Annotated in this window: 25 protein-coding genes and 1 pseudogene; 23 read left to right on the top strand and 3 right to left on the bottom strand. The window is 43.1% G+C overall.

What is annotated here, in order from left to right:
* Window position 1: 1 nt before the first annotated feature.
* The 5 genes from rsxE (at window position 2) to V1L52_RS03380 (ending at window position 3,803) form a co-directional block, all read left to right on the top strand.
* Complete coding sequence (gene rsxE / locus V1L52_RS03400; protein ID WP_428770899.1) at window positions 2-649, top strand: electron transport complex subunit RsxE; 648 nt, start codon at window positions 2-4, stop codon at window positions 647-649.
* The gene (locus V1L52_RS03395) at window positions 649-1,233 is read left to right on the top strand and encodes an electron transport complex protein RnfA (RefSeq protein WP_428770898.1); all 585 of its coding nucleotides are present in this window, start codon (window positions 649-651) and stop codon (window positions 1,231-1,233) included. The genes rsxE and V1L52_RS03395 overlap by 1 nt, the downstream gene beginning before the upstream one ends.
* Window positions 1,234-1,243: 10 nt before the next feature.
* Complete coding sequence (locus V1L52_RS03390) at window positions 1,244-2,062, top strand: RnfABCDGE type electron transport complex subunit B (RefSeq protein WP_428770897.1); 819 nt, start codon at window positions 1,244-1,246, stop codon at window positions 2,060-2,062.
* 236 nt (window positions 2,063-2,298) lie between these two features.
* Window positions 2,299-2,979: a hypothetical protein gene (locus V1L52_RS03385; protein WP_428770896.1), complete on the top strand. Its 681-nt coding sequence runs from the start codon at window positions 2,299-2,301 to the stop codon at window positions 2,977-2,979.
* Window positions 2,980-3,011: 32 nt separating this feature from the next.
* Window positions 3,012-3,803, top strand: coding sequence for a class I SAM-dependent methyltransferase (locus tag V1L52_RS03380; RefSeq protein ID WP_428770895.1), 792 nt, complete (start codon window positions 3,012-3,014; stop codon window positions 3,801-3,803).
* 50 nt (window positions 3,804-3,853) lie between these two features.
* Here the strand turns inward: V1L52_RS03380 and V1L52_RS03375 are convergent, their stop codons facing one another.
* On the bottom strand, window positions 3,854-4,144 hold the full coding sequence (locus tag V1L52_RS03375; protein WP_428770894.1) for an acylphosphatase: 291 nt from the start codon (window positions 4,142-4,144) through the stop codon (window positions 3,854-3,856).
* A 265-nt stretch (window positions 4,145-4,409) separates the two neighbouring features.
* On the opposite strand from V1L52_RS03375, the gene V1L52_RS03370 reads away from it, so the two are divergent.
* The 15 genes and pseudogenes from V1L52_RS03370 to V1L52_RS03300 all read left to right on the top strand — a co-directional run bounded on the left by V1L52_RS03370 (window position 4,410) and on the right by V1L52_RS03300 (window position 19,102).
* Window positions 4,410-5,756, top strand: coding sequence for an ATP-binding protein (locus V1L52_RS03370; protein WP_428770893.1), 1,347 nt, complete (start codon window positions 4,410-4,412; stop codon window positions 5,754-5,756).
* Between the two features lie 102 nt (window positions 5,757-5,858).
* Window positions 5,859-6,326: a hypothetical protein gene (locus V1L52_RS03365; RefSeq protein ID WP_428770892.1), complete on the top strand. Its 468-nt coding sequence runs from the start codon at window positions 5,859-5,861 to the stop codon at window positions 6,324-6,326.
* A gap of 96 nt (window positions 6,327-6,422) precedes the next feature.
* Complete coding sequence (locus tag V1L52_RS03360) at window positions 6,423-6,638, top strand: hypothetical protein (protein WP_428770891.1); 216 nt, start codon at window positions 6,423-6,425, stop codon at window positions 6,636-6,638.
* Entirely contained in the window at window positions 6,638-7,009 is a 372-nt protein-coding gene (locus tag V1L52_RS03355) for a type II toxin-antitoxin system VapC family toxin (RefSeq protein ID WP_428771856.1), read from the top strand. The genes V1L52_RS03360 and V1L52_RS03355 overlap by 1 nt, the downstream gene beginning before the upstream one ends.
* A 130-nt stretch (window positions 7,010-7,139) precedes the next feature.
* Window positions 7,140-7,844, top strand: coding sequence for a transglutaminase-like domain-containing protein (locus tag V1L52_RS03350; protein ID WP_428770890.1), 705 nt, complete (start codon window positions 7,140-7,142; stop codon window positions 7,842-7,844).
* A gap of 184 nt (window positions 7,845-8,028) precedes the next feature.
* Entirely contained in the window at window positions 8,029-8,640 is a 612-nt protein-coding gene (locus tag V1L52_RS03345; RefSeq protein ID WP_428770889.1) for a hypothetical protein, read from the top strand.
* Window positions 8,641-8,763: 123 nt separating this feature from the next.
* Window positions 8,764-9,630, top strand: coding sequence for an SPL family radical SAM protein (locus V1L52_RS03340; protein ID WP_428770888.1), 867 nt, complete (start codon window positions 8,764-8,766; stop codon window positions 9,628-9,630).
* A gap of 70 nt (window positions 9,631-9,700) precedes the next feature.
* On the top strand, window positions 9,701-11,710 hold the full coding sequence (locus V1L52_RS03335) for a hypothetical protein (protein ID WP_428770887.1): 2,010 nt from the start codon (window positions 9,701-9,703) through the stop codon (window positions 11,708-11,710).
* A gap of 17 nt (window positions 11,711-11,727) precedes the next feature.
* Window positions 11,728-12,636: a helix-turn-helix transcriptional regulator gene (locus tag V1L52_RS03330; RefSeq protein WP_428770886.1), complete on the top strand. Its 909-nt coding sequence runs from the start codon at window positions 11,728-11,730 to the stop codon at window positions 12,634-12,636.
* A gap of 100 nt (window positions 12,637-12,736) precedes the next feature.
* Complete coding sequence (locus V1L52_RS03325) at window positions 12,737-13,249, top strand: ClbS/DfsB family four-helix bundle protein (protein WP_428770885.1); 513 nt, start codon at window positions 12,737-12,739, stop codon at window positions 13,247-13,249.
* A 138-nt stretch (window positions 13,250-13,387) separates the two neighbouring features.
* Window positions 13,388-15,573 (top strand): annotated as a pseudogene (locus V1L52_RS03320) (methyl-accepting chemotaxis protein).
* A gap of 123 nt (window positions 15,574-15,696) precedes the next feature.
* Entirely contained in the window at window positions 15,697-15,864 is a 168-nt protein-coding gene (locus V1L52_RS03315) for a hypothetical protein (protein WP_428770884.1), read from the top strand.
* 21 nt (window positions 15,865-15,885) lie between these two features.
* Window positions 15,886-16,995, top strand: coding sequence for a 3-phosphoserine/phosphohydroxythreonine transaminase (gene serC, locus V1L52_RS03310; RefSeq protein WP_428770883.1), 1,110 nt, complete (start codon window positions 15,886-15,888; stop codon window positions 16,993-16,995).
* A gap of 17 nt (window positions 16,996-17,012) precedes the next feature.
* On the top strand, window positions 17,013-18,209 hold the full coding sequence (locus tag V1L52_RS03305) for a phosphoglycerate dehydrogenase (RefSeq protein WP_428770882.1): 1,197 nt from the start codon (window positions 17,013-17,015) through the stop codon (window positions 18,207-18,209).
* A gap of 92 nt (window positions 18,210-18,301) precedes the next feature.
* The gene (locus tag V1L52_RS03300) at window positions 18,302-19,102 is read left to right on the top strand and encodes a transglycosylase SLT domain-containing protein (protein ID WP_428770881.1); all 801 of its coding nucleotides are present in this window, start codon (window positions 18,302-18,304) and stop codon (window positions 19,100-19,102) included.
* Here V1L52_RS03300 and V1L52_RS03295 read toward each other — a convergent pair.
* Both V1L52_RS03295 and V1L52_RS03290 read right to left on the bottom strand, forming a co-directional pair.
* Entirely contained in the window at window positions 19,089-19,520 is a 432-nt protein-coding gene (locus tag V1L52_RS03295; RefSeq protein WP_428770880.1) for a hypothetical protein, read from the bottom strand. The two genes, V1L52_RS03300 and V1L52_RS03295, sit on opposite strands and share 14 nt — an antisense overlap.
* 105 nt (window positions 19,521-19,625) lie before the next feature.
* A complete protein-coding gene (locus V1L52_RS03290) occupies window positions 19,626-20,072 on the bottom strand; it encodes a PTS sugar transporter subunit IIA (RefSeq protein WP_428770879.1) in 447 nt (148 codons plus the stop codon).
* A 90-nt stretch (window positions 20,073-20,162) separates the two neighbouring features.
* Here V1L52_RS03290 and V1L52_RS03285 point away from each other — a divergent pair, with 90 nt between their 5' ends.
* From V1L52_RS03285 to V1L52_RS03275, 3 genes are read left to right on the top strand one after another with little or no spacing between them, the layout of a single operon-like run.
* The gene (locus V1L52_RS03285) at window positions 20,163-20,570 is read left to right on the top strand and encodes a hypothetical protein (protein WP_428770878.1); all 408 of its coding nucleotides are present in this window, start codon (window positions 20,163-20,165) and stop codon (window positions 20,568-20,570) included.
* Window positions 20,571-20,578: 8 nt separating this feature from the next.
* Complete coding sequence (locus V1L52_RS03280) at window positions 20,579-21,601, top strand: radical SAM protein (protein ID WP_428770877.1); 1,023 nt, start codon at window positions 20,579-20,581, stop codon at window positions 21,599-21,601.
* 15 nt (window positions 21,602-21,616) lie between these two features.
* Window positions 21,617-25,261, top strand: a complete 3,645-nt coding sequence (locus tag V1L52_RS03275; protein WP_428770876.1) for an alpha-amylase family glycosyl hydrolase — start codon at window positions 21,617-21,619, stop codon at window positions 25,259-25,261.
* Window positions 25,262-25,265: the final 4 nt, after the last annotated feature.

The following is a 25,265-nucleotide window of genomic DNA, read 5'->3' as shown; positions in this document are numbered from 1 at the left end:
TATGAACACACACTTAAAAATATTGACAAACGGTATTGTGAAGGAAAACCCCCTGCTGGTTTTAATGATCGGCTTGTGTTCTTCCCTTGCCGTTACGGTCAACGTATTCAACGGTTTGGGAATGGGAGCCGCCATGACCTTTGTATTGGTTATGAGCGAAATCATTATCAGCTTATTTCGGAAACTGATTCCCGATTCAATCCGCATTCCGATTTTTATCATCGTTATCGCAACATTCGTTACGATTGTCGATTTGATTATGCAGGCATATTTTCCCGCGCTTTCGGAATCGATGGGAGTCTTTATTCCGCTTATCGTCGTAAACTGTATTATTATGGGGCGCGTGGAATCCTTTGCATCAAAGCGCGGTGTAGGGCAGTCCTTTTTGGACGCGCTCGGCATGGGCTTCGGTTATTTATGGGTACTCGTCGGCATTTCGATTGTGCGCGAATTTTTCGGTGCCGGAACTTTTTTCGGTATGCCGGTTATCCCGAAAGAGTACACAATCGGCTTTTTTAAAGCCGCGCCCGGCGGATTTTTCGTATTCGCCCTGTTTATCGCGGTAACGCGGGCATTCCGTACCCTTGCCGAACGCATAAAAGCCGCAAAATCGGCAAAAGAAGCAAAAGCCGAAAAAGGAGCTGCATAATGACCGATTTGGAATTGGGAAAAATCTTCCTTAAATCAATGCTTATAGACAATGTCGTCTTTATTCAATTTTTGGCGCTCTGTCCCTTTATCGGTATGACTTCCGACACTGGCAAAGCCGTCGGTATGGGAGCGGCGACGTCCTTCGTTATGGTTTTGGCGACGGCGGTTACCTACCCCCTGTACACCTATCTTTTGAACCCGCTGGGCTTGGGCTTTTTGCAAACCCTGATTTTTATTTTGGTTATAGCCTCCCTCGTTCAATTGGTTGAATTTTACTTAAAAAAATCGGCACCCGCCCTGTACAGTTCGATGGGTGTATATTTGGCCCTCATCACAACGAACTGCGCCATCCTTGCGGTAACTTTAAACACCATTGCAAAGGGCTACGGCTTTTTGCAGTCCCTCGTATATGCCGCAGGTTCGGCAGCGGGCTTTTTAATCGCCCTCGTATTGATGGCCGGTGTACGCGAACGGATGAGAACATCCGATGTTCCGGCTTTTATGAAGGGTACTCCGGTATTATTCGTTACGGCGGGACTTTTATCCTTAGCTTTCGGCGGTTTCTCAGGGCTTATAAAGTAAGGCGGACGACATGACAATTATACTGTATACCTTAGCCGTTTCATTCGGCACCGCCCTTTTGTTGGGCTTTTTGTTGGGCTTTTTTAAAAAAGTATTTCACGTTCCCGTAGACGAAAAGGTTGCGCAGGTACGCGAAGCCTTGCCCGGTGCAAACTGCGGCGCCTGCGGATATCCGGGCTGCGACGGTTTTGCCGAAGCGGTTGCCCGCGGAGAAGCTCCCGTAAACGGATGTGCCGCAGGCGGTGCCGATACGGCAAAGGCGGTCGGCGAAATTATGGGCGTTTCGGCCGCAGCCGAAAAAACGGTTGCGGTACGCGCATGCCAGGGAGCAAAGGGCTGTGCCGCAAACCGCGGTGAATACACGGGCGTAAAAAGCTGTGCCGCCGCAAAAACGGTGGGCATTAACGGCACCAAAATGTGCTCATACGGCTGTTACGGTTTGGGCGATTGTACGGCGGTGTGCGTATTCGACGCCATTCATATCGAAGAAGACGGTCTTCCCCATGTGGATTACGAAAAATGCACGGGCTGCGGCATGTGCGTAAAAGCCTGTCCTCAGTCGATTTTATCGACCGTCCCCGTACAGCGTAAGGGAGCCGTTGCGCTTTGCTCCAACCGCAACACAAACAAGGCAATCCTTATGAAGCAGTGTAAAGCCGCCTGTATCAAATGCGGCAAGTGCGAAAAGGTATGCCCCGTGCAGGCGATTGTCGTTACAAACGGCATTCCCCTTGTAGATTATGAAAAATGTACCTCCTGCGGTCAGTGCGTCAGCGGCTGTCCGACCAAGGTATTAAAACTGGTCGAGGACGTAATTAAGGTTGTATAAAAAGCCGGATACTTTTTGTGCAGCCGGGGCTGTCGAAAAAGATTTGACTTTTTCGGCCGCCCTTTTTTAATACCTCATATTTTTATTTTTATCGGCCTCTTATCCGTTTATTTTTTAAATTCTGTTGACACGGTTGTTTTCTTCGGCTAATATTAGTTATAACTAACAAAAAAACCGCGTTAAAGATTCCGGAACAAAGGGGCCGGTCTTTTATATTTTTATGTAAGGAGCTCTATATGAAAAAACTCGGATTGACTCTTTCCGCAGTATGTATGCTTTTTGTTTCCGCTTCCCTGTTTGCAGCCGACGCTTCGGCGGAGGTGCGCATAAACTGGAAACTGGACACCGCAAAAGAAAATTATGCGCTGAATAATTTTTCCTGGAAAGCCGGCAGCCAAGCCGAAGTAAGGGATTCGTTTGATGCCGCTTCGGGAGCCAGCTTAAAGGGGTCGACAAAGGCATTCAACGCCGTCCGCTATGCCGATCCCGCTTCCGACAAAAAAGCCGCCATGCCTGCCGGCTTGCGCGGATTGTTTTTATTCGCAGTTGCGGATTGGAAGCTGACCGATAGTCATGCATTACAGGTAACGCAAAATGCGGGTATTATAACGGTCCGTTTTATTCGTAAAACAACCGCATACGAATTAAAAACCGATAAAAAAGGAAATTTTAATCTTTTGACCGGCTCAAAATGTGCAAAAGATATTGCCGAAAAAACGGATAGCGGATTTGCAATCAAACCTGAATACGTAAAAGCGGGAGGAAACCCTGCAAAAATGTCCGATTTGGATTGGAATAAAGTCAAACTTGTACAGGATTCTTTTAATCCGGCTGCGGCTTATCACTATGAAGGTGATTTAAAATTTGCGCTTGAAAATAAAGTTTTAAGTATTTCAGGCCTTATGAAACGCAAATAAGAATCTGCGGCGCTTGGAATAAGGAGGTTACAATGACGGCGGATTATAAAAATTGGGTTCCGAAGGGGATGTTATATGTTCTTTTCGTATTGAGCGGCCTTACCCTTGCATGCCTTGTTATCTTCGGTATATGCGGTATCGCAACGGCCGGTATAGGCCGCATAATAGCCGGCATTGTATCCGCGGCGGCATTTACAGCCTGTGCCCTCTTTACCGCATGGGCAGTCAACGCATACTGCGCTTTTTCATATAACGGTAAACGACAGCTTTCGCGCCGGATTATACAGGGTATTGCGGAATACGTCAGCCTTCCGAAAGGCGGCAGGGGCTTGGACGTAGGCTGCGGAAGCGGCGCTTTAACCATCGCATGTGCGAAAAAAAATCCTGACGCCTTTATGACCGGCCTTGACCGCTGGGGTAAAGAATACGCGTCATTTAATAAACCCTTGTGCGAAAAAAACGCCGCAGCCGAAGGGGTGTCCAACACCGATTTTGTACAAGGAAATGCGGTAAAACTCGACTATAAAGATGAAACCTTCGATGCGGTTACAAGCAACTATGTGTATCACAATATTCCCGTAAGCGACAGGCAGCAGCTGCTTTTGGAAACGCTGCGCGTTTTAAAAAAGGGCGGCACCTTTGCGATTCACGATTTAATGTCAAGCGCCCGCTACGGCGATATGCAAGCTTTTATCGAAACCTTAAAAAAGCAGGGCTATGAAAAAGCCGAACTTATCGATACGGCGCAAGGACTTTTTATGACGCCTGCCGAAGCAAAGGTGCTGTTGCTGTCGGGGTCAACCCTCCTGGTCGGAAAAAAATAAAGCGGCTTCAAACGGATTTTACGGAATTCATAAAGTTTTAAGTTTTCCCCCTATCCTTCTATCGTAAAATCGGCATAGTCTGAAAGGTTTACAGGTTCCGCAATGAGTTTATCGACGCGGGCATGAGGCGGACCTTCGCGCAGCTGTGAAATAAAATGTTCCAAAATGCGCTCATCTGCTTCGGCGCACACTTGAACCGAATAATCGCTCAGATTGCGCACCTCACCTTTTATATTCAGCCTCCGGGCAAGAAGCAGCGTCCAATATCTGAATCCCACTCCCTGCACTCGCCCTCGGATCCGTATACGTAAAGCTTTTTTTCCGCTCATAGTTTTTTCCATGCTCCAGTATATCGGTTTTGCGCCGATTGTTCCATAACATTGTGCCTTCCGTGCCGGACGTACGGTTATACAATATTTTCCGCGAAGGTCTTGAAAAGCCCGGTTCAGCCGCCCGAAATAAAACTATACTATTCGGAATTTTGTGAAAAACAAGAAGAAAAATATAGGAATTTTGTGAAAAACAAGCGTTTAAATGCCGGAATTTTGTGAAAAATAAGCTTGAAAGAGCAGGAATTCGGTGATATAATAAAGCGAAAGGGAAAAGATGAAAAGAATCTTAAAGAGAAAAATCGACGGATTTCTCAAAGAATGGAAAAACAGAACAAAAAAATTACCGCTGATTGTAAAGGGTGCCCGGCAGGTCGGCAAAACCGCATCCATCCGAATATTTGCACATAAAAATTATACACACCTTGTAGAAATCAATTTCGCCCTGCAAACCGAATTCCGCAGTATTTTTGATCAGGGCTTTGCCGTTGATACTATCATAAAAAATATGTCCTTTATCAACCCGGACTTCATTTTTGAACCGGGAAAAACGCTGATTTTTTTTGATGAGCTGCAAGCCCTGCCCAACTGTGCGACAAGCCTTAAATCGTTCAAAGAAGACGGGCGTTATGACGTGATTTGTTCGGGGTCGCTGATGGGGATCAGTTATCAGGCAATAGAATCGAACAGTGTCGGCTATAAAGAAGAATACCAAATGTATGCTATGGATTTTGAAGAATTCCTGTGGGCAAAGGGATATAGGAAAAATCAAATTGAAGATATATACGGATATTTGAAAAACGTCCGCGCGATCCCCGACGTGCAGTTCAACGTGTTATCGGAATGTTTTAAAGACTATCTTGTAACGGGCGGTATGCCCGCAGTCGTAAAAACTTTTATAGAACAAAAAAATTATTCGGGATGCCTAAAACTTCAAAGAATGCTTTTACGCGGTTATGAAGAAGATATTACAAAATACGCGGCGGGTTTGGATAAGGCGAAGATTTTGAACGTATATCGAAGCATTCCCGTTTTTTTAGGGCAGGAAAATAAAAAGTTTCACATATCAAAGGTTGCCCCCCATGCACGCAGCCGCGACTATATCGGAATTGCGGATTGGCTCAAGGATGCCGGTATTGTAAATATCTGTTATTGTTTAAACCGGCCCGAGCTGCCGCTCAAAGGTAATTGCGATTATACAAAATATAAAATGTATTATCACGATACCGGACTGTTAATCGCATCTTTGGATGATGAGGCTCAAGAAGATTTGCGGAAAAATAAAAATTTCAATATCTATAAGGGAGCGGTATTCGAAAACATCGCCGCACAAATGCTTGTGTGTGCAGGCTATAATTTGTTTTTTTATAAAAATGAAAAATCGACTATTGAGATGGATTTTTTTGTCCGCGATAAAACGTCCCTTATTCCCGTAGAAGTTAAAGCACGGGACGGCGCAACGGCGTCATTAAACAATTTAATACGACAGAAAAAATATGCCGATATACGTTACGGTATAAAACTCTGCGCCAAAAATATCGGTTTTAACGGAAGCTTTTATACGATTCCGTATTTTTTGACCTTTATGCTAAAAAGATTTTTATCCGAAAAAGAGGAGAATTAAGATGTTTTATCCGGTTGACGATTTAAAAGATAAAGAGATTTTTCTCAAATTAAAAAAGACAGCCGAGGCACAGCTTGAACCGGTTTGAAAGGAGATAAAAATATGCTATCGTTTTTATTCGATATGGTGATTATAACTTCGCTCACAATTTCGGTAACGGCAGTGCTGATGCTTTTTATGGGACGCCGATACGATAAACAACGGCGCAAAGGAACATTACGGGGAAGAGCACTGATTGACTACACGGCCGGTGAAATGCTTGGCGAACTGGTGAGAACTTACGAAACGGGGATCGGTTCAATCGACGGTTTAAAAGCGGTTGATTTATATCTTGAAAAGAAAAAGAGCCTCTACCCTGCCGAAAGCTTATTGAGCGATACGGAACTCATCCTTCGTGCAGGCTCTTTTACCGGTACGGTTTTGCGCCATGCCAAACATTACCGCTGGAAATTCAAAGACAATATTCCGCTTATGCACAAAAAAGGCAGAACGGTTTATCCGTTTGAATTGATAAAACAAAAAATCGACGGCAGTTTAAACAGTATATATGAATACTGCAAAGATTTGTAATTCGGCGGGGGATAGTGAAAGATAAGGACAGTATTCGGGTAAAAAAAATGATTTTTTTTATAAAATGTTGTATACTGTAAGAAATGGGGGTATGACATGTCTGAACAAGCCTTTAAACAACTTTCAGAACAAGTTGATATGCTTTCTTACGCCGAAAGAATAAGATTGCTTGATAAAATAGTGAAGACTTTACACTCACCTGTAAAAACTCATAAAAGAGAAGCCTCTGACTTTAATGCCGCCTTTGGATTATGGAAAGACAGAGATATTTCCGTTGAAGGAATAAGAACTAAGGCTTGGGAACGTTTTTAATGATTTATCTTTGCGATACATGTGTTCTTATAGACTATCTTCGCGGAAAAACTGCAGTTCAGCAAAAACTTGCAGAAGATAGAGGGCAAGGCTTGGGAATGTCTTCTATTACTTATATGGAGTTAATGATCGGTGCTTTGAACAAGCGGGAAGTCAATATTATAAAAAAAGCTTTTTCGGATTTTGAAATTGTAGAAATTTCTGAATTGATTTCCGTAAAAGCCAGAAGTTTGATTGAAAAGTATAGTAAAAGTCACGGCCTTTTGATTCCGGATGCCTTGATTGGTGCGACTGCATTGGAATTAGGTTTGCCGCTGTATACTACAAACATCAAGGACTTTCAATTTATTCCCGATTTAATTTTGGTATAGATTGAGATGTATTTTTTGTAGAAAAAAACACATAACACCGTTTTCAAAGCCGACAAACGGGACTATGCCCGGCTGCAGATTAAGGGAATGTTATCCGTACCGTTAAAAAATAAGAGTGAGATAAAGAACAATGAATAAATATCTACAAGAAACGGATTTATTGGATTTTTCGAATGAGAGAATACAAAAACTGATTAAAGAAAAAAAGTGGAATACGTTAGGGCAATTAGAATGTATAAAAAGTATTTATAATTTTGTCAGAGATGAAATATTATTCGGTTATAATACTGATGATAAAATAACAGCTTCTAAAGTTTTAAAAGACGGCTTTGGACAATGTAATACAAAAGGAATCTTATTTATGGCTTTGTTAAGAGCTTGTAATATTCCTTGCAGAATTCATGGTTTTACGATTGATAAAAAATTACAAAAAGGTGCAATGAGCGGAATAGTATATAAAAATGCTCCTTCGAGTATATTGCATAGTTGGGTGGAAGTTTTTTATAATGAAATATGGTTTGAATTGGAAGCATTTATTCTCGATGTTCTTTATTTAAATAAACTTCAAAATATTTTTAATGAATGCAACGGCAGCTTTTGCGGGTATGGAGTTGCTGTGAAGGACTTTAAGAATCCTATAATAGATTTTAATGCAAATAATACATACATTCAAAGTGAAGGAATAAATCAAGATTTTGGGATATATGATTCACCGGATGAGTTATTAAAAGAACATCACCAGGAAATTTCGTTTATAAAAAAAATTGCCTACAGATATATCGGAAGGCATATAATGAATTTAAATATTAAACGAATCAGAAAAAGTAAAGTATAGTAAAATACGGTTTTTTCCGGAAAGAATGGCTATTATACATCGTTACATTATTTCGATTACATGGAATTTGGTGACGAGTTAAGAATAAAGAAATTAAAAATCGAAAAATATTAGACAGCGATACGGCGGTGTGCCCGATATTGGAATGAAAATAACTATGATTCTTTATCGAAAGGACGGATTTATGAAAGAAACTGCGATAATTGATTTTTTAAAAAAGAATATTAAACCGCTTGAAGATAATATTTATGGAAAAAAATATCAGGCGACTGTTACATTAAACGGAAATTTGGTAATTCCGTGTGTTCAATTTTTGAATACAAAAAAAATTACGGATTTGGCAATAAAACGTTTTGAAGAAGAGCGCAAAAAGAAAGGAATTTTAAAATACTCAAAAAATCCATATAATGAAATAGTGCGTCATTTTTTGACAAAACAAAATGTAATTACTTCAAATGAAATTATACAACTTAAGAAAAGCCGGAATGCATTTCCTCTTGAATTATTCAAGAAAATACATGAAGAAACTCTAATGAGCTGGACTGGTTTTGTTTTAAGAATGTCGGATGGAAATTATTTTAACTTCGGAACAACATTCTCCTTTGATTTTTTTGAACTTCCGGATAATTATGAATTTTCAGATGTCACGGAGATAATAAATCATAGTTATATCGATGAAAGTGGAAAAATTCAGAATTACAGAAAAAGTTGGAAGTCTGCATTTGAAAATCGCGGAAATCTAAAAATTTATAGAGAGATGACTTATTTTAATTGTTATTTGAATGGAATCTCCTAACAATAATTCCAAATTGTACCGTTTAAGCGAATGTCCGCCGACATCCTGCCGGACAGGCTTCCTTTGATATTTATTTTTTCAAACCGGACACACCCTGACAGGTTTTTGTGCTATACTGAAGCTATGCACTTTGTAAAAGCAAAAGGAATTTTGTCGGCAAAAAACGGTATGAACATATACCGCGGTTGTACCCACGGATGTATTTACTGCGATTCAAGAAGCGAATGTTACGGAATGAAGCACGCTTTTGAAGATGTCGAAGTAAAAGAAAACGCACTTGAATTATTGGAAGATACGCTTCGCCGAAAGCGAGCCAAATGCATGATCGGTACGGGCTCAATGAGCGACCCCTATATGCCGCTTGAACAAAGGCTCGGCATGACGCGAAAGGCTCTTGAAATTGTACAGCGCTACGGCTTCGGTTTTACCCTGATTACCAAATCGCCGTCAGTTTTGCGTGACCTTAACCTTTTGCAGGCCGTCAATCAAAAAGCAAAATGCGTTGTTCAAATGACACTTACCGCCTGCGATGATGCCTTGTGTAAAATCATCGAACCGAATGTCGCCCCGACAAGAGAGCGCTTTACCGCACTGAAAACCTTACATGAGGCAGGCATTCCGACTGTGGTATGGCTGACCCCGATTTTACCTTTTATAACCGACACAAAAGAAAACATCGAAGGCATTTTAAACCGCTGCATAGAAGCGAAGGTACGCGGCATTATCTGCTTCGGTATGGGAGTAACTTTGCGTGCCGGAAACCGCGAATATTTTTACAAAAAACTGGACGCGCATTTTCCCGGCTTAAAAAAAACATATATTAAAATCTATGGCGACAGCTATTCGGTTATGAGCCCGCACAACACCGAATTGATGTCCGTTTTCCGCCGCACATGCAAAGCCCACGGCATTGAGCATAACGTCGGCAAAATATTCAAATACTTAAATAACCTTGAAAATACACAGCAAAAACAATTGGAACTTTTTTGATAAAAAGTTATACTATCGGTAAGAATCGTGAGAAAACATAAAAAACCGCAAAGAAAGAAGAGGTAGTGTTTTGTTTTTTTTAAATATTTTTAATAAAACAAATAGAAAGGTAATTCCGTTAGCTTATTATTTGGATTATGAGCAAGATGGAGAGTTCATTGAAGAAAATTATAATGATGTAACACTTGCGAATCCTGATGACTTTCCGGAAGATCTTTTTGAAAAAATAATAATTATGACAAAAAGACTGCACGAAATGGGTGTATATGAAGAAAAAGAGATTGTCAGATTTATCATTCCTAAAATGCTTGAAGCTCTTGAAACAGGCGGAATTTTGTCGGGTGTTTCCATATCGAGTTTTGATACGGCAGGTATTGTTTTCGGAGAAAATTATGCAGGCTGGATATATAAGGGCAAAACAAAAAAAAGGGATGAAATTCTTTATAGAGTGCCGTATCAGTTAATTTTTTATCATAGCAAAAAAGAAGATAACTATTTTATTTGTAAAACAAAAGACAGACTTGAATTAAGACAAAACAAAGTGTCCGTTACAAATTCGGAAAACAAAGAGCATATCATAAAAAATACAAAAAGTGTAAGCTTAACCGAAATAGAAATGAAAGAACTAAAAGCTTCGTTTTCTATATTATTTATGTATACCAAAATGAATATTTTATTAAAGATGAAAAAACTCGGCTATTTGACCTTTGCAGAAAAGATAGCGGAGGATTTTTGCACTTCGACAACAAAAGAGGCATTTATATCCTGTGTCAATAAATATTTTTCTTTAAGTATATCGAAAGAAGATGAAAATAACTTTGTGTATGAAAACCTCTCCTTTAAGGAATTTTTATTAGAGCTTTTGATTAGAAACAATGAGAGTTCGCCCTTGAGCTCTTCCTATGCAGGTATTATTAAGTGGGCGGAAGAAAAAACCGGTATAAAAATCCGTCTTCAAAAAGAGTATCATGACCATATGGAATTTATACGATATCTTTCCGATGTTCTTGCAGCTAAAGAACACTATCTGTATTTTTTGATAAAAAAAGATGTTTTTCAGCAAACAGCCCTCTTGCTAAAAAAAGAAAAGCAAGAGCCCTTGCTTGCAAAACAAAATGATATTTTTGAACCAAATTCGAATTTCAGTTATGAAATTACAGCCCTTAGTGAGGATTTACTAGACCGCTATGCTGAAGATATTTCAATCGAAAGAAAAGTAAGAGAAAGCGCGAAAATCTTTTATCATATTATCGGAGTAGAAAATATAGATACTATGATGATGAACATTATAGGAAACCGAGTATTGGACTATGCACTTTTTCAAAATTACTATTTATCGGTGGTTTGTTCCGATGAAGACAGGGATATTTATGATATTTTGAGTGAACTTTTATCAAGATACGATATGCCCGATTTGATAAAAAATGCATCAGATTGTGATGTTACATTGGATAATCTTTATTTTTTAGAATTTGAAGCTGTGAATCCCATGGACAGAGCTATACTTTATGCGCCTTTAATCAGACAAAATAAAAAGCTGCTGTATTCATTTGAAGCGGGTGATTATTTTTATCTTGGAATTATTGAAGATACTATCGAAACAAAAGAAAGCTTTATAAAATGTGTGAACAATCTTTTAGAAATGAAAGAAATTGAAAATTATGTTATCTATGATAATGAAGATAAAGAATTGTCTGTAAATCTTCTTTCCGGAATGGACATAACAATAAACGGCAAATGTACTTATACACAAAAAGATCTAAAAGAAAAATTTTATAAAGAGAATGCAGAAAATATAAGCAAAGAAGAAGCGGATACATATTTATCAAGAATTGTGATTAAAAAACCTGAGGTAAAAATATGTGTTTCAAATTATTCTGAAGATGAGGAAGAACTTGAGTTTACAATAAGAGCGGAAAACGGGGAGTATTTTACAAATCTGGATTTGCTTTTTCAAATACACAAACACTTGGTTGAAAAAACGGATTTTGCAAAAGTATTCGGCGATAAGATATGTATTTCAGGTTTAAGGTTAAGTGTAGACAGAGAGAAATACTATCTATTTTGGGATGCAGCATAAATAGAGGGACTTTAATTATGCGTTCCGAACGGCTTTTTGAAATCGTATTTATTCTCCTCAACCGGAAGCGGACAACCGCACAGGAACTTGCAAAAAAGTTCGGCGTATCGGTACGAACCGTCTACCGCGACATGGACATTTTAAGCAGAGCCGGAATCCCCGTGTACACAATGCAGGGAACGCTCGGCGGTATTTTTATCGATGAAAATTACACCGTCAATAAATCGATTTTAACAAAAGAAGAACAGGAAAAAATCCTCATTGCCCTGCAATGCCTTTCGCCGCTAGATGAAATACAAACCGAATCCGTTTTAAACCGGTTGTCGGCGCTTTTTCAAAAAAAAGCCGATTGGGTTAAGGTTGATTATTCACGATGGGGAACCGAAAACGACCGCCGCCTGTTTGAAACATTAAAGCAGGCAATTTCGGAATGCAAAGCTGTCAAACTGGAATATCTAAGCTCATACGGGGAAAAAACCGAGCGCACCGTCTACCCCTTGCGTCTTTTGTATAAATCGAGGGCGTGGTATGCCGAATGTTATTGCAGCGAAAAAAAGGATTACAGGCTTTTCAGATTAACCCGGATACTTTCCGCTACGCACACTTTAACGACATTTAACCGTGCGGAATTACTCGACAAAATCAGCGACAACAAAGCGGATACCGCAGTTCCGTCCCTTACCGCCATCACATTACAATGTACCGCTAAAACCGCCTACAGGCTTTACGATGAATTCCCGCCGGAACTTATCACAAAAAATGCCGACGGATCATATACCCTAAAGGCGGCTCTCCCCCTTGATTCGTGGCTTTACGGTTTTATCCTGTCGCTCGGCACCGAAGTAGAAATCCTTAAACCGGAAAGCTTAAAAAAAGAAATCGCCTGCCTTGCGGAAAAGATTATGAAAAAGCATAGAGAGGGTTAATTTTTTCCCCTCAAACCTGACACTCCCTGACAGGTTTCCGTGTTATAATGATACCGACAAAAGGTATTCCGACGCGAATGCCGAAAAAAAGGAGTAAACTATGTCCAGACCTGCAACAAAAAACGATTTAATTGAAGCCGCAAACGCTCAGTTTGAAAAACTGCGGAACCTGCTTGCCGGCATGAGCGAAGCCGAACGTAAAGCGGACATTGAGCCGAACGAACGCGATAAAAATGTACGCGATGTACTGATTCATCTTTATGAATGGCACTGCCTTTTGTTGAATTGGATACAGTCAAACACGCAAGGGAAAGCGGCAGCCTTTTTGCCCGCCCCTTATAACTGGAAAACATATCCTGCAATGAATGTTGAGTTTTGGAAAAAACACCAAAGCACGCCCTATGCCGATGCGGAAAAAATGCTGAAAAAGACGCACAAAGAAGTTATAAAACGTATCGAAACATTTTCGAACGAAGAGCTTTTTTCAAAAGGAATTTTCACATGGACGGGAACGACCACCCTCGGAAGTTACTGTGTGTCCGCAACATCGAGCCACTATGATTGGGCAATTAAGGGAATAAAAAAAGCACTGACTAAAACTCAAAAAGCCTAATCGGTATCCGTACGATTGAAAACACGGACGCTTTAAGATCGAATTCTCCGCCTACGGAATTTTTCTCTTGCAGTATTTTGTAAAAAAATATACAATAACGAATACGTTGTTAAAACGGCCAGCAAAGGGGAGTTCTATATGAAAAAAAGATTTTCTATGCGGAAAAAGCTCTTATTTGTTTTCAGCATATTAATATTGGCGGCAAATGCGATACAAGGCATCCTTGCGGCCCGTACCGCACGGTTAAGTGTAATGGACAGCGTCAGCCTCCATCTTACCGACAAGGCACAGGATGTCGCCGATATTATAGATGCACGCATTGAAACGTTTTTACAATTGCTTGAAGATACGGCTAAAATGCCCGAACTTCGTTCTTTATCCTTATCGCGCGAAGAGCAATTGGCTTTGCTGCAAAAAGAAGCCTCTTTGAATAAGCATATAGCGGAATTTGTTATAGCCGATACCGCCGGGATATGTTATGCAAGCGGAGGCATAGCGGTTCCCGTAACCGACCGGCAGTGGTTTAATACGGCAATCAAGGGCAATCGTTTTATATCGGAGCCGATGCTCTCAAAGGGATCAAATAATGTTATGATAACCTTTGCGGTTCCCATATATAACGCAAACACCGACATTATCGGTGTATTGGCTGCCGACACAAGGGGTAATCTTTTATCCGAATATATCTCCGACATAGTAGTCGGAAAAACGGGATACTGTTATCTGATAGGTGAAACGGGAAACAATATAGCCCACCCCGACTATTCATTGGTATTGCAGGAAAGCAATCCGCAAAAAGAAGCATTATCGAATCCCGGCTTAAAATCCCTTGCCGCATTTGAAAAAAAGGCGTCCGAAAGCGACAGCTCTTCAATAGGATATTACACATATGACGATGTAACGAAAATAGCTTCCTTTGCAAAAATGAAAAATGCCGATTGGCGGGTTATCATAACGGCTCCTGTCAATGAATTTATGCAGTCGGTAAGCTCCCTGCGTATTAAAATAACCGGGCTTGCAGCAATCTTACTTGTCGTATCCGTTATCAGCGTATATTTTATCGCCTTACAACTTGTTCGTCCCATTCAGCACATTGTAAATGCGTTCAAAGATATAGCTCAGGGCGACGGCGATTTAACGGTCCGCTTACCGGTAAAAGGTAATGATGAAATTACGGATTTATCCGAATACTTCAATCAAACAATTTCAAAAATTGCCGCTTCGATTAAAGCGGTAGAGGCAAGCAGTTCCGAAATGACCGTTATCGGCTCCGAGCTTGCAAGCAATATGACAGAAACGGCAAGCGCAATCAATCAAATCAGTGCAAATATCGACGGCGTAAAACAGCAAACAAATACTCAAGCGGCGGACGTTAACGAAACCGCCTCAACGATTGAAGAAATTATCCGTGCAATTAAACAACTGAACGAAAATATAGAAAATCAGGCGGCAAGCGTTGCCGAGTCGTCTTCTGCGATAGAAGAAATGGTTGCGAATATCGCCTCTATTACCAACACCCTTGAAAAAACGGACGGAGTTATTAAAAATCTTGCCGGTGCAACATCCGACGGTAAGGAAACGATTGCAACTGCAGGCAGCGTAACCCAGCGTATTGCCGAAGAGTCCGGCAGCTTAATGGAAGCATCAAGCGTTATTCAACATATTGCAAGCCAAACAAACCTCTTGGCTATGAATGCGGCAATCGAAGCCGCTCATGCGGGAGAGGCGGGAAAAGGCTTTGCCGTTGTTGCCGACGAAATCAGAAAGCTCGCTGATTGGCTATGAATGCGGCAATCGAAGCCGCTCATGCGGGAGAGGCGGGAAAAGGCTTTGCCGTTGTTGCCGACGAAATCAGAAAGCTCGCTGAAGAATCAAGCTCTCAAGGTAAAAACATTACCGCAACTCTTAAAATTCTGGGCGGAGAAATCGAACTGCTTTCCGGGGCGGCAAAAACCGTTGAAGAAAAATTCAGCAGTATATTCAATTTGTCGGAGCAGGTTGAACACATGAGTGCCCGGCTTATGGAAGCAATGAAAGAACAGGAAAGCGCAAGTAAGGAAGTTCTGCTTGCAATCCGTGAAATAAATACAATTACCGTGGAAGTCAACGACGGCTCGGCGGAAATGCTCAGAGGCGGAGAAAATGTTGCCGAGCATATGCACAAGCTTGCAAGTTTAACCGGAATGATAACCGACAGCATGAACGAAATGTCGGCAGGCGCCATTCAAATAAACAATGCCGTACATGAGGTGAATGAAATTACGCAAAAAAATAAGCGCAGCATAGACAAGCTTTCGGCTGAAGTAAAGAAATTTAAAGTATAACGGGGAGCGCTGCGGATTAAGAGTACCGCTTAAGACCCGCACGACGGCTGCCTTAACGCATAGCGTTTTGGACAGCCGTTTTTATGTGATTTATTTCACAAAAGAACGGTAGAAGGAAGCGCTATGCACATTCTTGAGCCTGCAAAAAAATGCCTCATCCGCCTTTCCCGCCTTTTGCAGGAACTTCAAGAGGGCGCTGTCAATTACGGTTGGACAATTTTGCCGCCGTCAAAAGATACAAAAACGGAAAATCTTTCGCTGTCGATTTCTTTGCAAAATCCGGCATGCTGAATTATAATTATGGAGGATTTTATGAAAGTGTACAATTTTTCCGCGGGTCCTTCGGTTTTACCCGAAGAAGTTTTGCAAAAAGCCGCGGCACAAATGTGCGATTGGCAGGGAAGCGGCCAAAGCGTTATGGAAATGAGCCACCGCTCAAAAACCTTTGAACCGATTATACATAATACGGAAGCGTTGCTGCGCCGCCTTATGAATATTCCCGAAAACTACGATGTATTGTTTTTACAGGGAGGGGCCAGCACTCAATTTGCCATGATTCCCATGAACTTAAAAAAAGCGGGAAAGGCGGCCTACGTCAATACGGGCGTATGGGCAAAAAAAGCACTCGGTGAAGCAAAAAAATATCTCCAAGCCGAAGAAATCGCTTCTTCGCAGGATAAAAACTTTACATACATTCCCGACATCAAAAAAATCGAAGGCGATTACGACTACGCTCACATCACCCTGAATAATACGATTATGGGAACACACTGGAAACATATACCCGAAACGGGAATCGGAGCGGACGGGAAGCCCCTGCCCCTCGTATCCGATATTTCAAGCTGTATTTTATCGGAACCGCTGGATGTTTCGCGCTTCGGTCTTTTGTATGCAGGTGCACAAAAAAACCTTGCACCGGCAGGAGTTACCGTAGTTATTATACGCAAAGACCTTGTTACCGATGAGGCTGTAGACGGAACACCGACTATGCTGCAGTATAAAACACATACGGAAAACGCTTCCATGTACAATACACCGCCCTGCTGGAATATCTATATGATGGGCCTGGTACTCGAATGGATAGAAAAAAACGGCGGCGAGGCGGGCATGAAAGAGCGCAACGAAAAAAAAGCCTCCCTCTTTTATGACTATCTGGACGCAAGCGATTTTTACTTTTCTCCGGTCGAAAAAAACTCGCGTTCTCTTATGAACATTCCCTTTTTAACACGCGAAAAAGATGCCGAGAAAGCGGCCCTTTTAAACAAGGAATTCGTATCCGAATCGGAAAAAGCAGGCTTGGTAAACCTTGCAGGGCACCGCTTGGTCGGCGGCATGAGAGCTTCTTTATACAACGCAATGGATATACAGGGCGTACACGCATTGATTGATTTTATGGAAGGCTTTGCAAGGGCCCGCGCATAATAAAAAAAGAGGTTTTTATGTATAAAATACAAACGCTGAATAAAATATCTTCCAAGGGCTTGGAACAGTTTCCGCGCGATCAATACGAAATCGCTTCCGAAATTTTAAATCCCGACGCGATAATCGTCCGATCGGCCGATATGCACGAAATCGAACTTCCTTCCACCGTAAAGGCGGTAGCCCGTGCCGGAGCCGGAACAAACAATATACCCGTTTCGGCCCTAACCTCCAAAGGTGTTGCCGTATTCAATACTCCCGGTGCAAACGCAAATGCGGTAAAAGAGTTGACCATAGCCGCCCTGCTCTTTTCAAGCCGTCCGATTATTGCAGCCAACCGCTGGATCGAAAGTTTAAAAGATACCGACGGCGATATTCCGGATATGGCTGAAAAAGGGAAATCGCAATTTTCAGGACCGGAACTGCGCGGCAAAAGGCTCGGCGTTATCGGCTTGGGTGCAATCGGCGCCATGGTTGCAAATGCCGCAATAGAGCTGGGTATGCGCGTCATCGGTTACGATCCCTTTATCTCCGTCGATTCGGCATGGGCTTTAAATCGCGATGTAAAAAAGGCCGAAAACCTCGACAGCTTGTTTGCACGTTCGGACTACATAAGCCTCCACATTCCGCAAACGGCCGAAACCAAGGGACTCATAAATGCCGAACGTTTAAAAAACGTCAAAAAGGGCGTGCGTATATTGAACTTTGCGCGCGGAGGGCTGGTCGTAAATGCCGATATGTGCGCCGCGGTTAAAGACGGCCGCGTTTCCTGCTTTATAACGGATTTTACCGATAAAGAACTTTTAAACACCGAAGGCATTATCTGTCTTCCTCACTTGGGGGCTACAACTCCGGAAGCCGAAGAAAACTGCGCCGTTATGGCGGTCAATGAACTGCGGGATTTTTTGGAAAAAGGAACGGTTGAAAATTCGGTTAATTTTCCCCGCTGCAAAATGGAAGGCGATATCCCCGAAAGCGGAACACGTTTGTGCATCGCCAACAAAAACATTCCCAACATGGTAGGCCAAATCACCACCGTATTGGCGGGCGCCCAGCAAAATATTCACTCGATGATAAACCGTAATCGCGAAGAACTTGCATACAACATTATCGATATTGAAGGCGTTCCCGATTCTTCCGTTATTGAAACGATAGCCAACATAGACGGAATAATCAGCGTACGCCTTATAAGGAACAATAGCGAACAATCGCACTAAATGCGATATATTGCAAAAAACAAAACGATTTTCATCATTTTGCATTGCCAAAACTCCCGCATTTGTGTATACTCTTGTGCGGGAGTTTTTATATGAAAATGTTTAAAACAGGCCGCGGCGAAACGGCGGGATTGTTCGCCGGCCCTCTTGCTTTTATTATCCTGCTTTTTACCGCCGCTGTTTGTGTGGGCTTTTTTTTACCGCAAACAATTAAAACTCAGGGTAAAACCGGAGAAGTCCGCACCGAAAAAAACTGGCTTGCCGAAGGAGAAGCCGATTCACTTCTTTTAGGCAAACCTATAGAAAATGCTTTAAATCCGGGGAACCTGCACGTCGAAATTACCAACAAGGGAAAGGAAACCGATTCGGGTCTTGAATTCTACCGTCAGCTTATTACGCGCAATGCCGTAATAAGTTTTTACGAAGATATTACGGGAAACCGCGATGTCGCCTTGGCTATTTTGGAATATGCGGATATTTACGATATTCCTCTTTCGCTTGCCTTTTCTTTGGCTTTTAACGAAAGCCGCTATAAGGTACGCGCGGTAAACGGAAACAGCAATGCTTCGGTCGACAGGGGACTGTTTCAACTGAACAGCGAATCTTTTCCCGGGTTTACCGAAGAGGATTTTTTTAATCCCTACATCAGTGCAAAACAGGGCTTGGCTTTTTTACGCTATTGCCTCGACACGGGAGGAAACGAAATATCCGCCCTTGCAATGTACAACGCCGGTACCCACCGCGTACGCAATAACCGCACCCCTCAGATGACACTGAACCATATTTCACGCATTGTAACCTACAAACGCGGCTTGGAAGACATGTTCAACCTAAAGGTTGCAGCCGTCTTCCGCAGCAGGGAAAATAAAGCCTTAGCCTTTATCGCGAAATGAACTCGTAGTGTGAATATTTTTTTGCAAAGGCTTGCTTAAAAGAATCGATGTATAAAGCGCGGGCGGCAGCCTCATCGGCCTTTTCGGTGCAATCGCTGCATATGCATAAAGCCGCCCAATCCCTGTCAAAGTCGGGAAGGACAAAGCCCGCAATACGCTCACAATCTTTTAGGCGGCGGGCGGTATGCACCATAGCCGCGGTAAAGGCTGCAAAAAGTTCCGAGTCCCGCTTTTCCGCACAAGCCCAAAAATCGGTTTTACCCGAATAAAAGCGCGGCTCTATATACACGGGCTGCGCGTTTGACCGCTCTCTTCTTTTTAAATCATCGCGGACAGCCGCTAAAAAAGCTTCATTGTATTCTTCGGGAGCCGAGCCTTCAACTTCATCCCAAAAGATTGTATACAGGTCAACGCTCAAACAAAACCTCCTTTGCAGCTCGCAAAACTAACTGGCATAAATAAAACCGCCGTTACAGTAACAGCGGTTTACCGGTAAAGAGAACAATAAATTGTATGATCTGAATTATTCGGTCAGAATTCTGATAACTTCCGCTTTGTCGTTTGTTTTTAATATTTCCTGACGCTTATCCGCACTCTTAAAAAGCAAACTCACTTCAGCCAAAAACTGAAGGTGCGGACCCGTTTTGTTTACGGGAGACAGGGTCATAATAAAAATACGGCAGGGCTCCTGATCCAAAGAATCAAAATCTACAGGATTGTCCGAAATACCGATACAGGCAACCAAATCGCTTACCGTGTCGGTTTTGCCGTGCGGAATGGCGATACCGTGTTTCATACCGGTAGACATCTTTTTTTCACGGTCAAGAACGCAGTCAAGCGCCGCTTTTTTATCCGTGACCTTACCGGCTTTAATAAGAATTTCGAGCATCTCATCGATGATCGTTTCTTTCGTTGTTCCCTTTAAGTGGAGTTCAACGGTGTCGGTCGTTAAAACAGTTTTCAAGTTCATACTATTATCTTACGGCTTGTTACGGGAAAAGTCAAGGATAAAAATCGTATTTTACGCAAATTTTCCTTAAAATATGCTATACTGCTTTTCATGGATACCATTCAAAAATTTTATACCGATATACGCAAAGTCGTAAAGCACGGACGAACGCAGGACGGCAGCTACAGCTCCGATACCGTATGTACAGAAATCGCACAACGCTTTTCAAACCTTTTTGCCGATTTGGGAAGCTTACCCGAAAGTATAGCCGAATATTGGCTTCAAAACCGAATTTTAAAGTCGGCGGCGGTTGGCAGCGAACCGAGCGAGCAAAATCTCTTATGGCTTATAAGCGCAGCCGATATTTTAAACGGAAATCCGCCCGATGAAGGCGAATCGGTTTTTACAGCCGAAGACTGGAAAGAATTATTCAATCTTGTCAATGCCGAGGCGGAAGACCTTCCCATCGATACCCTGACGGACTTGATGTCTCTTTTTATGAGTAAAAAACTCCTGTAATGACTGCCGTGAATTTACTTGACAATACAAAAGGGTATGCAAAAAAGGAAGGAATAAGCAACGCGCCTTATAAGGCTTGTTCCCTGTGTCCGCGCAGCTGCGGCGTAAACCGCGCGGAGGGTAAAACCGGCTTTTGCAAAGAAACCGCCGAATTAAAAATCGCTTCGGCCTGCCTTCATTTCGGTGAAGAGCCTCCCGTAACGGTAAAGGGCGGCTCCGGGACAATCTTTATAAGCGGCTGCAATTTGGGCTGTTTTTTTTGCCAAAATTATCAGATTTCTCGAGAAGGTATGGGCAGGACGGTAAGTGCCGCCGAATTTGCGGATATATGCCTTGCGCTTGAATATGCGGGGGCCGAAAATATAAATATCGTTACGGGAAGCCATGCAATCCCCGCCATTGCCGAAGGCATTGAAGAAGCTAAAAGACGGGGATTAACAATTCCCGTATGTTGGAACTCATCGGCATACGAAAGCCTTGAAGCCATCGAACTGCTTGCGGGCTTGGCCGATATTTGGCTTCCCGACTTAAAAACCCTGAATATACAGCTTTCTGCGGCACTGTTCGGCATAAAGAATTACGGTAAAACGGCAAAGGCGGCGATAAAGCGTATGATGGAACTTTCTCCCCTGCACTTTACGGATTCGCAGCCTGAAAAAATGCTTTCGGGTGTTATTATCCGCCACCTGGTACTGCCCGGCTGCCTTGACAACACGCGGCAGGTTTTGGACTGGCTTAAAGAAAACGCCGACGGCAAAGCCTGCATTTCCCTTATGAGCCAGTATACGCCCGTACATTCCGCATCCGTTCAAACCGATACGGGCATGTTTCCCGATCGCTTTATAAATCAAGCCGAATTTGAAGCGATAAAAAGTCTGATATACGAATACGACTTTTCCCACCTTTTTTACCAGGAACTGGAAAACGACGATTCATGGCTGCCCGACTTTAACCGTATACAACCCTTTTCAAACGCATTGGCAAAACCGCTTTGGCACTGGAAAAAGGGTTTTACAAGCGACGATTTATAGTGTAGAATATCGTATATGGAATTTCTTGTTTTAAAAAACGTACGCAGCGTTTGCGGCTTTTCAAAACCGCTTTTTTCATCGGAGAAAACAGCCGCCGGCCAAAACATAAAAAATCTGCGTTTATTTGCAAAAAATATAAACGATAATAGGGCCCTTCTATTGAATAACAATCTCTCATCGCCTGCCGAATTCTTTGTAAAAGCGGGAGAGCTTAACGCGATGGGCCTGTTAAACAGGATTTTTCATATCGTATGTAAAGAGTTCAGAAAGCAAAAAAATCCTCAAGCCTTTGTTTCCGCGCTGCAAAAATCCGGAGAAAGTATCGGCGCAAAAGAAGTTTCCGCCCTGCTTGGCGAATTTAATGCAGAGTTTCCGACGGCCGATGTCTATAACGGAAAAGAAAGAGCCGAAACCTATCTGAGCAAGACGCGCGGCGGTATGCCGAATGCGGCCCTTATCCTTGAAGATACGATTTTACTGCATTTAGCCCTTGAAAATCCGGCCTACAAGCCCTATCTTTTTTTATTCGACGATAAGGCCTTGAAAAAAAATCCGCAATATATCCCCTTGTGGAATCAAGTGCAGGCATTTTTTAAAACACAGCCATCCTTCGGGCCGAACAATACGGATCTTATTTCCATGCTGCGAGAGCCCGCCCTTGCAAACCCCGACAGTTTACGCGGCCAGCTCGATTATATCGGACGGCATTGGAGCGCCGTTATCGGAAGCGCTATGGCAGAGCTTTTATCCGCCATGGACATAATCGCCGAAGAAAGTAAGCCCTCGTGGGCCGGAGGCGCGGGCCAAAACTTCAATCCTCCGCCCATGCAAGCCTACAGCTATGAAAATTTAGTGAAAGAATACGAAAGGTTCAGTCCCGATACGGACTGGATGCCGCGTGTCGTTTTGATGGCAAAAACCGTCCTCGTCTGGCTTGACCAGCTGTCAAAAAAATACGGCCGCGATATACGCCGCCTCGATGAAATTCCAGATGAAGAATTGGATACGCTTGCAAACCGCGGGTTTACGGGCTTGTGGCTTATCGGCGTGTGGAGAAGGTCCGAGGCAAGCAGGCGCATAAAACAAATAAACGGCAATCCCGAAGCGGCGGCCAGTGCCTACAGTCTCGACGATTACGATATAGCCGAAAATCTGGGCGGCTGGGAAGCCTTGGGCAATTTGCGCGCACGGCTATGGGTACGGGGCATACGGCTTGCAGCCGACATGGTACCCAACCACACGGGAATGGACTCAAAATGGGTTATTGAAAAACCCCATCTTTTTATTCAACGCCGCGACAATCCCTTCCCGTCTTACAGCTTTACCGGAGAAAACCTCTCACCGGATAACCGCGTTCAGGTTTTTGTCGAAAACGGCTATTTTTCAAAAACCGACTGCGCTGTTGTTTTTAAGCGCGTAGACAGCTATACGGGCGATGTGCGATACATCTACCACGGCAACGACGGCACCGGTCTTCCATGGAACGATACGGCTCAAATCGATTTTCTCAACCCCGAAGCGCGAGAAGAGGTTATTCAAAAAATTCTCCACGTTGCGCGCAATTTTCCGATTATACGCTTTGATGCCGCGATGGTTTTGGCAAAAAAACATATCAGAAGGCTGTGGTATCCGGAACCCGGACAAGGCGGCGATATAGCGAGCCGAAGCGAATCGTCCATAAGTATCGGCGATTTTGAAAAGGCCATTCCGAACGAGTTTTGGCGCGACGTGGTAGACCGCGTTGCGCAGGAAGTTCCCGATACCCTGCTTTTAGCCGAAGCCTTTTGGATGATGGAAGGCTATTTTGTACGCACGCTCGGTATGCACCGCGTGTACAACAGCGCCTTTATGAATATGCTCAAAAAAGAAGAAAATTACAAATACCGCTCGACAATAAAAAACACGATGGAATTCGACCCGCAAGTGTTAAAGCGTTTTGTAAACTTTATGAACAACCCCGACGAAGAAACCGCCGCGGTTCAATTCGGCAAAGGCGATAAATATTTCGGCGTTTGTACCCTCATGGTTACCATGCCCGGTCTTCCCATGTTCGGACACGGACAAATCGAAGGTTTCAGCGAAAAATACGGCATGGAATTTACCAAAGCCTATTGGAACGAAGGCGACGATTACGGTTTAATAGAGCGGCACAACAGAGAAATATTCCCGCTGGTAAAAAAGCGGTATTTGTTTTCGGAAGTTGAACATTTCCGCCTCTACGACGTATGGAACGAGGGAAACGTAAACGAAAATGTATTCGCATATACCAACCGCGCAGGCAATCAGGCATCCGCCGTTTTTTACAACAACGTGTACGAACGTGCCGCAGGCTATATAAAAACTTCATGCGCTTATGCCGTAAAAACCGAAGCCGGAAACGTCTTGCACACCGAGGATTTTGCTTCGGCCTGGGGCTTGACAAATCACGGCGATTATTACTGCATATTCACCGAGCAAAAAAGCGGCTTGCAGTTTATACGGTCAAGCAGGGAATTGTTTGAAAAGGGAATGTACATTCAATTAAACGGTTTTGAGTGCCAAGTGCTTTTGGACGTACGCGAGGTACAAGATGATGAAAGCGGAACATACCGCCTCTTATGTGAACATTTGGGCGGAAGAGGCAGCAGCGATATTGAAGCCGCCTTACGGGATTTGTATTTAAAAGATTTATACATACCCTTACAGGAGCTTGCCTCGAAGGATTTTTTTGCCGCAATCGCAGGCCTTTGCATCCCGCACTTACAGCCGAAGGATGCCCCTAAGCCCCCCGCCCTGTCCGAACTTTTGACACAAAGCGAAAAAGCGGGACTTGCCTACATTAAAGCCTTACACGCATTTATTGACGGCAATTACGGCGCATCGTACGTTGTAAAACCGATTCAAGCCGCACACAAACTTCCGATTCAAAAGGTATGGAAACGCTTTTGCTCACGCATACAGAGCCTCGTAAAAATCGCCTCGGTGAAAACAGCTTCCTCGATTAAGAGCGGAACGATAGAGGACTTTTGTCGGGACTTCGCCTCCTATCCCTTTATACCGCAGGTTACGGCCGCCTATTGTATGCTTTTGTGCATAAAAGACAGCCTTGAAAATCTGAACTTACATGACGCTTATAAAATCGTCGATTTATGGAAACTTGAAGATAAGATACTGCGCATTTTAAACGAATACGGGTATCCGGTGAGCCAAACGCGAGAGCGCCTTATCCGTATGCGGGAACTGCACCTGCTTTACGAACAGCTTACCTCGGTTTCCGATACGCCGAAAAAGACAAAAACGAAGGGGTCGGCGGAAAAATTAAGCGCAAGGGCAAAAACGACACAGTCGACAAAAACGGCAAAACCGAAGCTTAAAGAAGTTACCCTCCCCGATTTTGTAAAAGCCCTTGCTGCACACAAAAACGCACCGCTTATCCTCGGCACAAACCTCTTTGAAAACATCCTGTGGTTTAACCGCGAACGCGCCCTTGAAACTTCATGGACGGCTTGTATGCTCTATACGTTGGAAAAGGGAGCCGACACGGGAGAAACGAATGCTTTGAGCGCCCTGAATGCCGCTCTGAAGGTTAAGCAAAAAGTCGATACTGCCGTCGAAAAATCCGGCTATAAGGCGGAAAACGCACTCGCACTTTTAAAAGACAGAGCGGGCGCAAAAAAGTAAAACG

It is taken from the genome of Treponema sp. HNW, from assembly GCF_050320395.1.
Taxonomy (GTDB): domain Bacteria; phylum Spirochaetota; class Spirochaetia; order Treponematales; family Treponemataceae; genus Treponema_C.
This window is presented reverse-complemented; position numbering and strand designations above follow the sequence as displayed.

What these genes read in the sequence shown, in the direction of transcription:
- rsxE (WP_428770899.1), top strand. Translation starts at nt 2, where the DNA reads ATGAACACACACTTAAAAATATTGACAAACGGTATTGTGAAGGAAAAC.
- V1L52_RS03395 (WP_428770898.1), top strand. Translation starts at nt 649, where the DNA reads ATGACCGATTTGGAATTGGGAAAAATCTTCCTTAAATCAATGCTTATA.
- V1L52_RS03390 (WP_428770897.1), top strand. Translation starts at nt 1,244, where the DNA reads ATGACAATTATACTGTATACCTTAGCCGTTTCATTCGGCACCGCCCTT.
- V1L52_RS03385 (WP_428770896.1), top strand. Translation starts at nt 2,299, where the DNA reads ATGAAAAAACTCGGATTGACTCTTTCCGCAGTATGTATGCTTTTTGTT.
- V1L52_RS03380 (WP_428770895.1), top strand. Translation starts at nt 3,012, where the DNA reads ATGACGGCGGATTATAAAAATTGGGTTCCGAAGGGGATGTTATATGTT.
- V1L52_RS03375 (WP_428770894.1), bottom strand. Translation starts at nt 4,144, where the DNA reads ATGGAAAAAACTATGAGCGGAAAAAAAGCTTTACGTATACGGATCCGA.
- V1L52_RS03370 (WP_428770893.1), top strand. Translation starts at nt 4,410, where the DNA reads ATGAAAAGAATCTTAAAGAGAAAAATCGACGGATTTCTCAAAGAATGG.
- V1L52_RS03365 (WP_428770892.1), top strand. Translation starts at nt 5,859, where the DNA reads ATGCTATCGTTTTTATTCGATATGGTGATTATAACTTCGCTCACAATT.
- V1L52_RS03360 (WP_428770891.1), top strand. Translation starts at nt 6,423, where the DNA reads ATGTCTGAACAAGCCTTTAAACAACTTTCAGAACAAGTTGATATGCTT.
- V1L52_RS03355 (WP_428771856.1), top strand. Translation starts at nt 6,638, where the DNA reads ATGATTTATCTTTGCGATACATGTGTTCTTATAGACTATCTTCGCGGA.
- V1L52_RS03350 (WP_428770890.1), top strand. Translation starts at nt 7,140, where the DNA reads ATGAATAAATATCTACAAGAAACGGATTTATTGGATTTTTCGAATGAG.
- V1L52_RS03345 (WP_428770889.1), top strand. Translation starts at nt 8,029, where the DNA reads ATGAAAGAAACTGCGATAATTGATTTTTTAAAAAAGAATATTAAACCG.
- V1L52_RS03340 (WP_428770888.1), top strand. Translation starts at nt 8,764, where the DNA reads ATGCACTTTGTAAAAGCAAAAGGAATTTTGTCGGCAAAAAACGGTATG.
- V1L52_RS03330 (WP_428770886.1), top strand. Translation starts at nt 11,728, where the DNA reads ATGCGTTCCGAACGGCTTTTTGAAATCGTATTTATTCTCCTCAACCGG.
- V1L52_RS03325 (WP_428770885.1), top strand. Translation starts at nt 12,737, where the DNA reads ATGTCCAGACCTGCAACAAAAAACGATTTAATTGAAGCCGCAAACGCT.
- V1L52_RS03315 (WP_428770884.1), top strand. Translation starts at nt 15,697, where the DNA reads ATGCACATTCTTGAGCCTGCAAAAAAATGCCTCATCCGCCTTTCCCGC.
- serC (WP_428770883.1), top strand. Translation starts at nt 15,886, where the DNA reads ATGAAAGTGTACAATTTTTCCGCGGGTCCTTCGGTTTTACCCGAAGAA.
- V1L52_RS03305 (WP_428770882.1), top strand. Translation starts at nt 17,013, where the DNA reads ATGTATAAAATACAAACGCTGAATAAAATATCTTCCAAGGGCTTGGAA.
- V1L52_RS03300 (WP_428770881.1), top strand. Translation starts at nt 18,302, where the DNA reads ATGAAAATGTTTAAAACAGGCCGCGGCGAAACGGCGGGATTGTTCGCC.
- V1L52_RS03290 (WP_428770879.1), bottom strand. Translation starts at nt 20,072, where the DNA reads ATGAACTTGAAAACTGTTTTAACGACCGACACCGTTGAACTCCACTTA.
- V1L52_RS03285 (WP_428770878.1), top strand. Translation starts at nt 20,163, where the DNA reads ATGGATACCATTCAAAAATTTTATACCGATATACGCAAAGTCGTAAAG.
- V1L52_RS03275 (WP_428770876.1), top strand. Translation starts at nt 21,617, where the DNA reads ATGGAATTTCTTGTTTTAAAAAACGTACGCAGCGTTTGCGGCTTTTCA.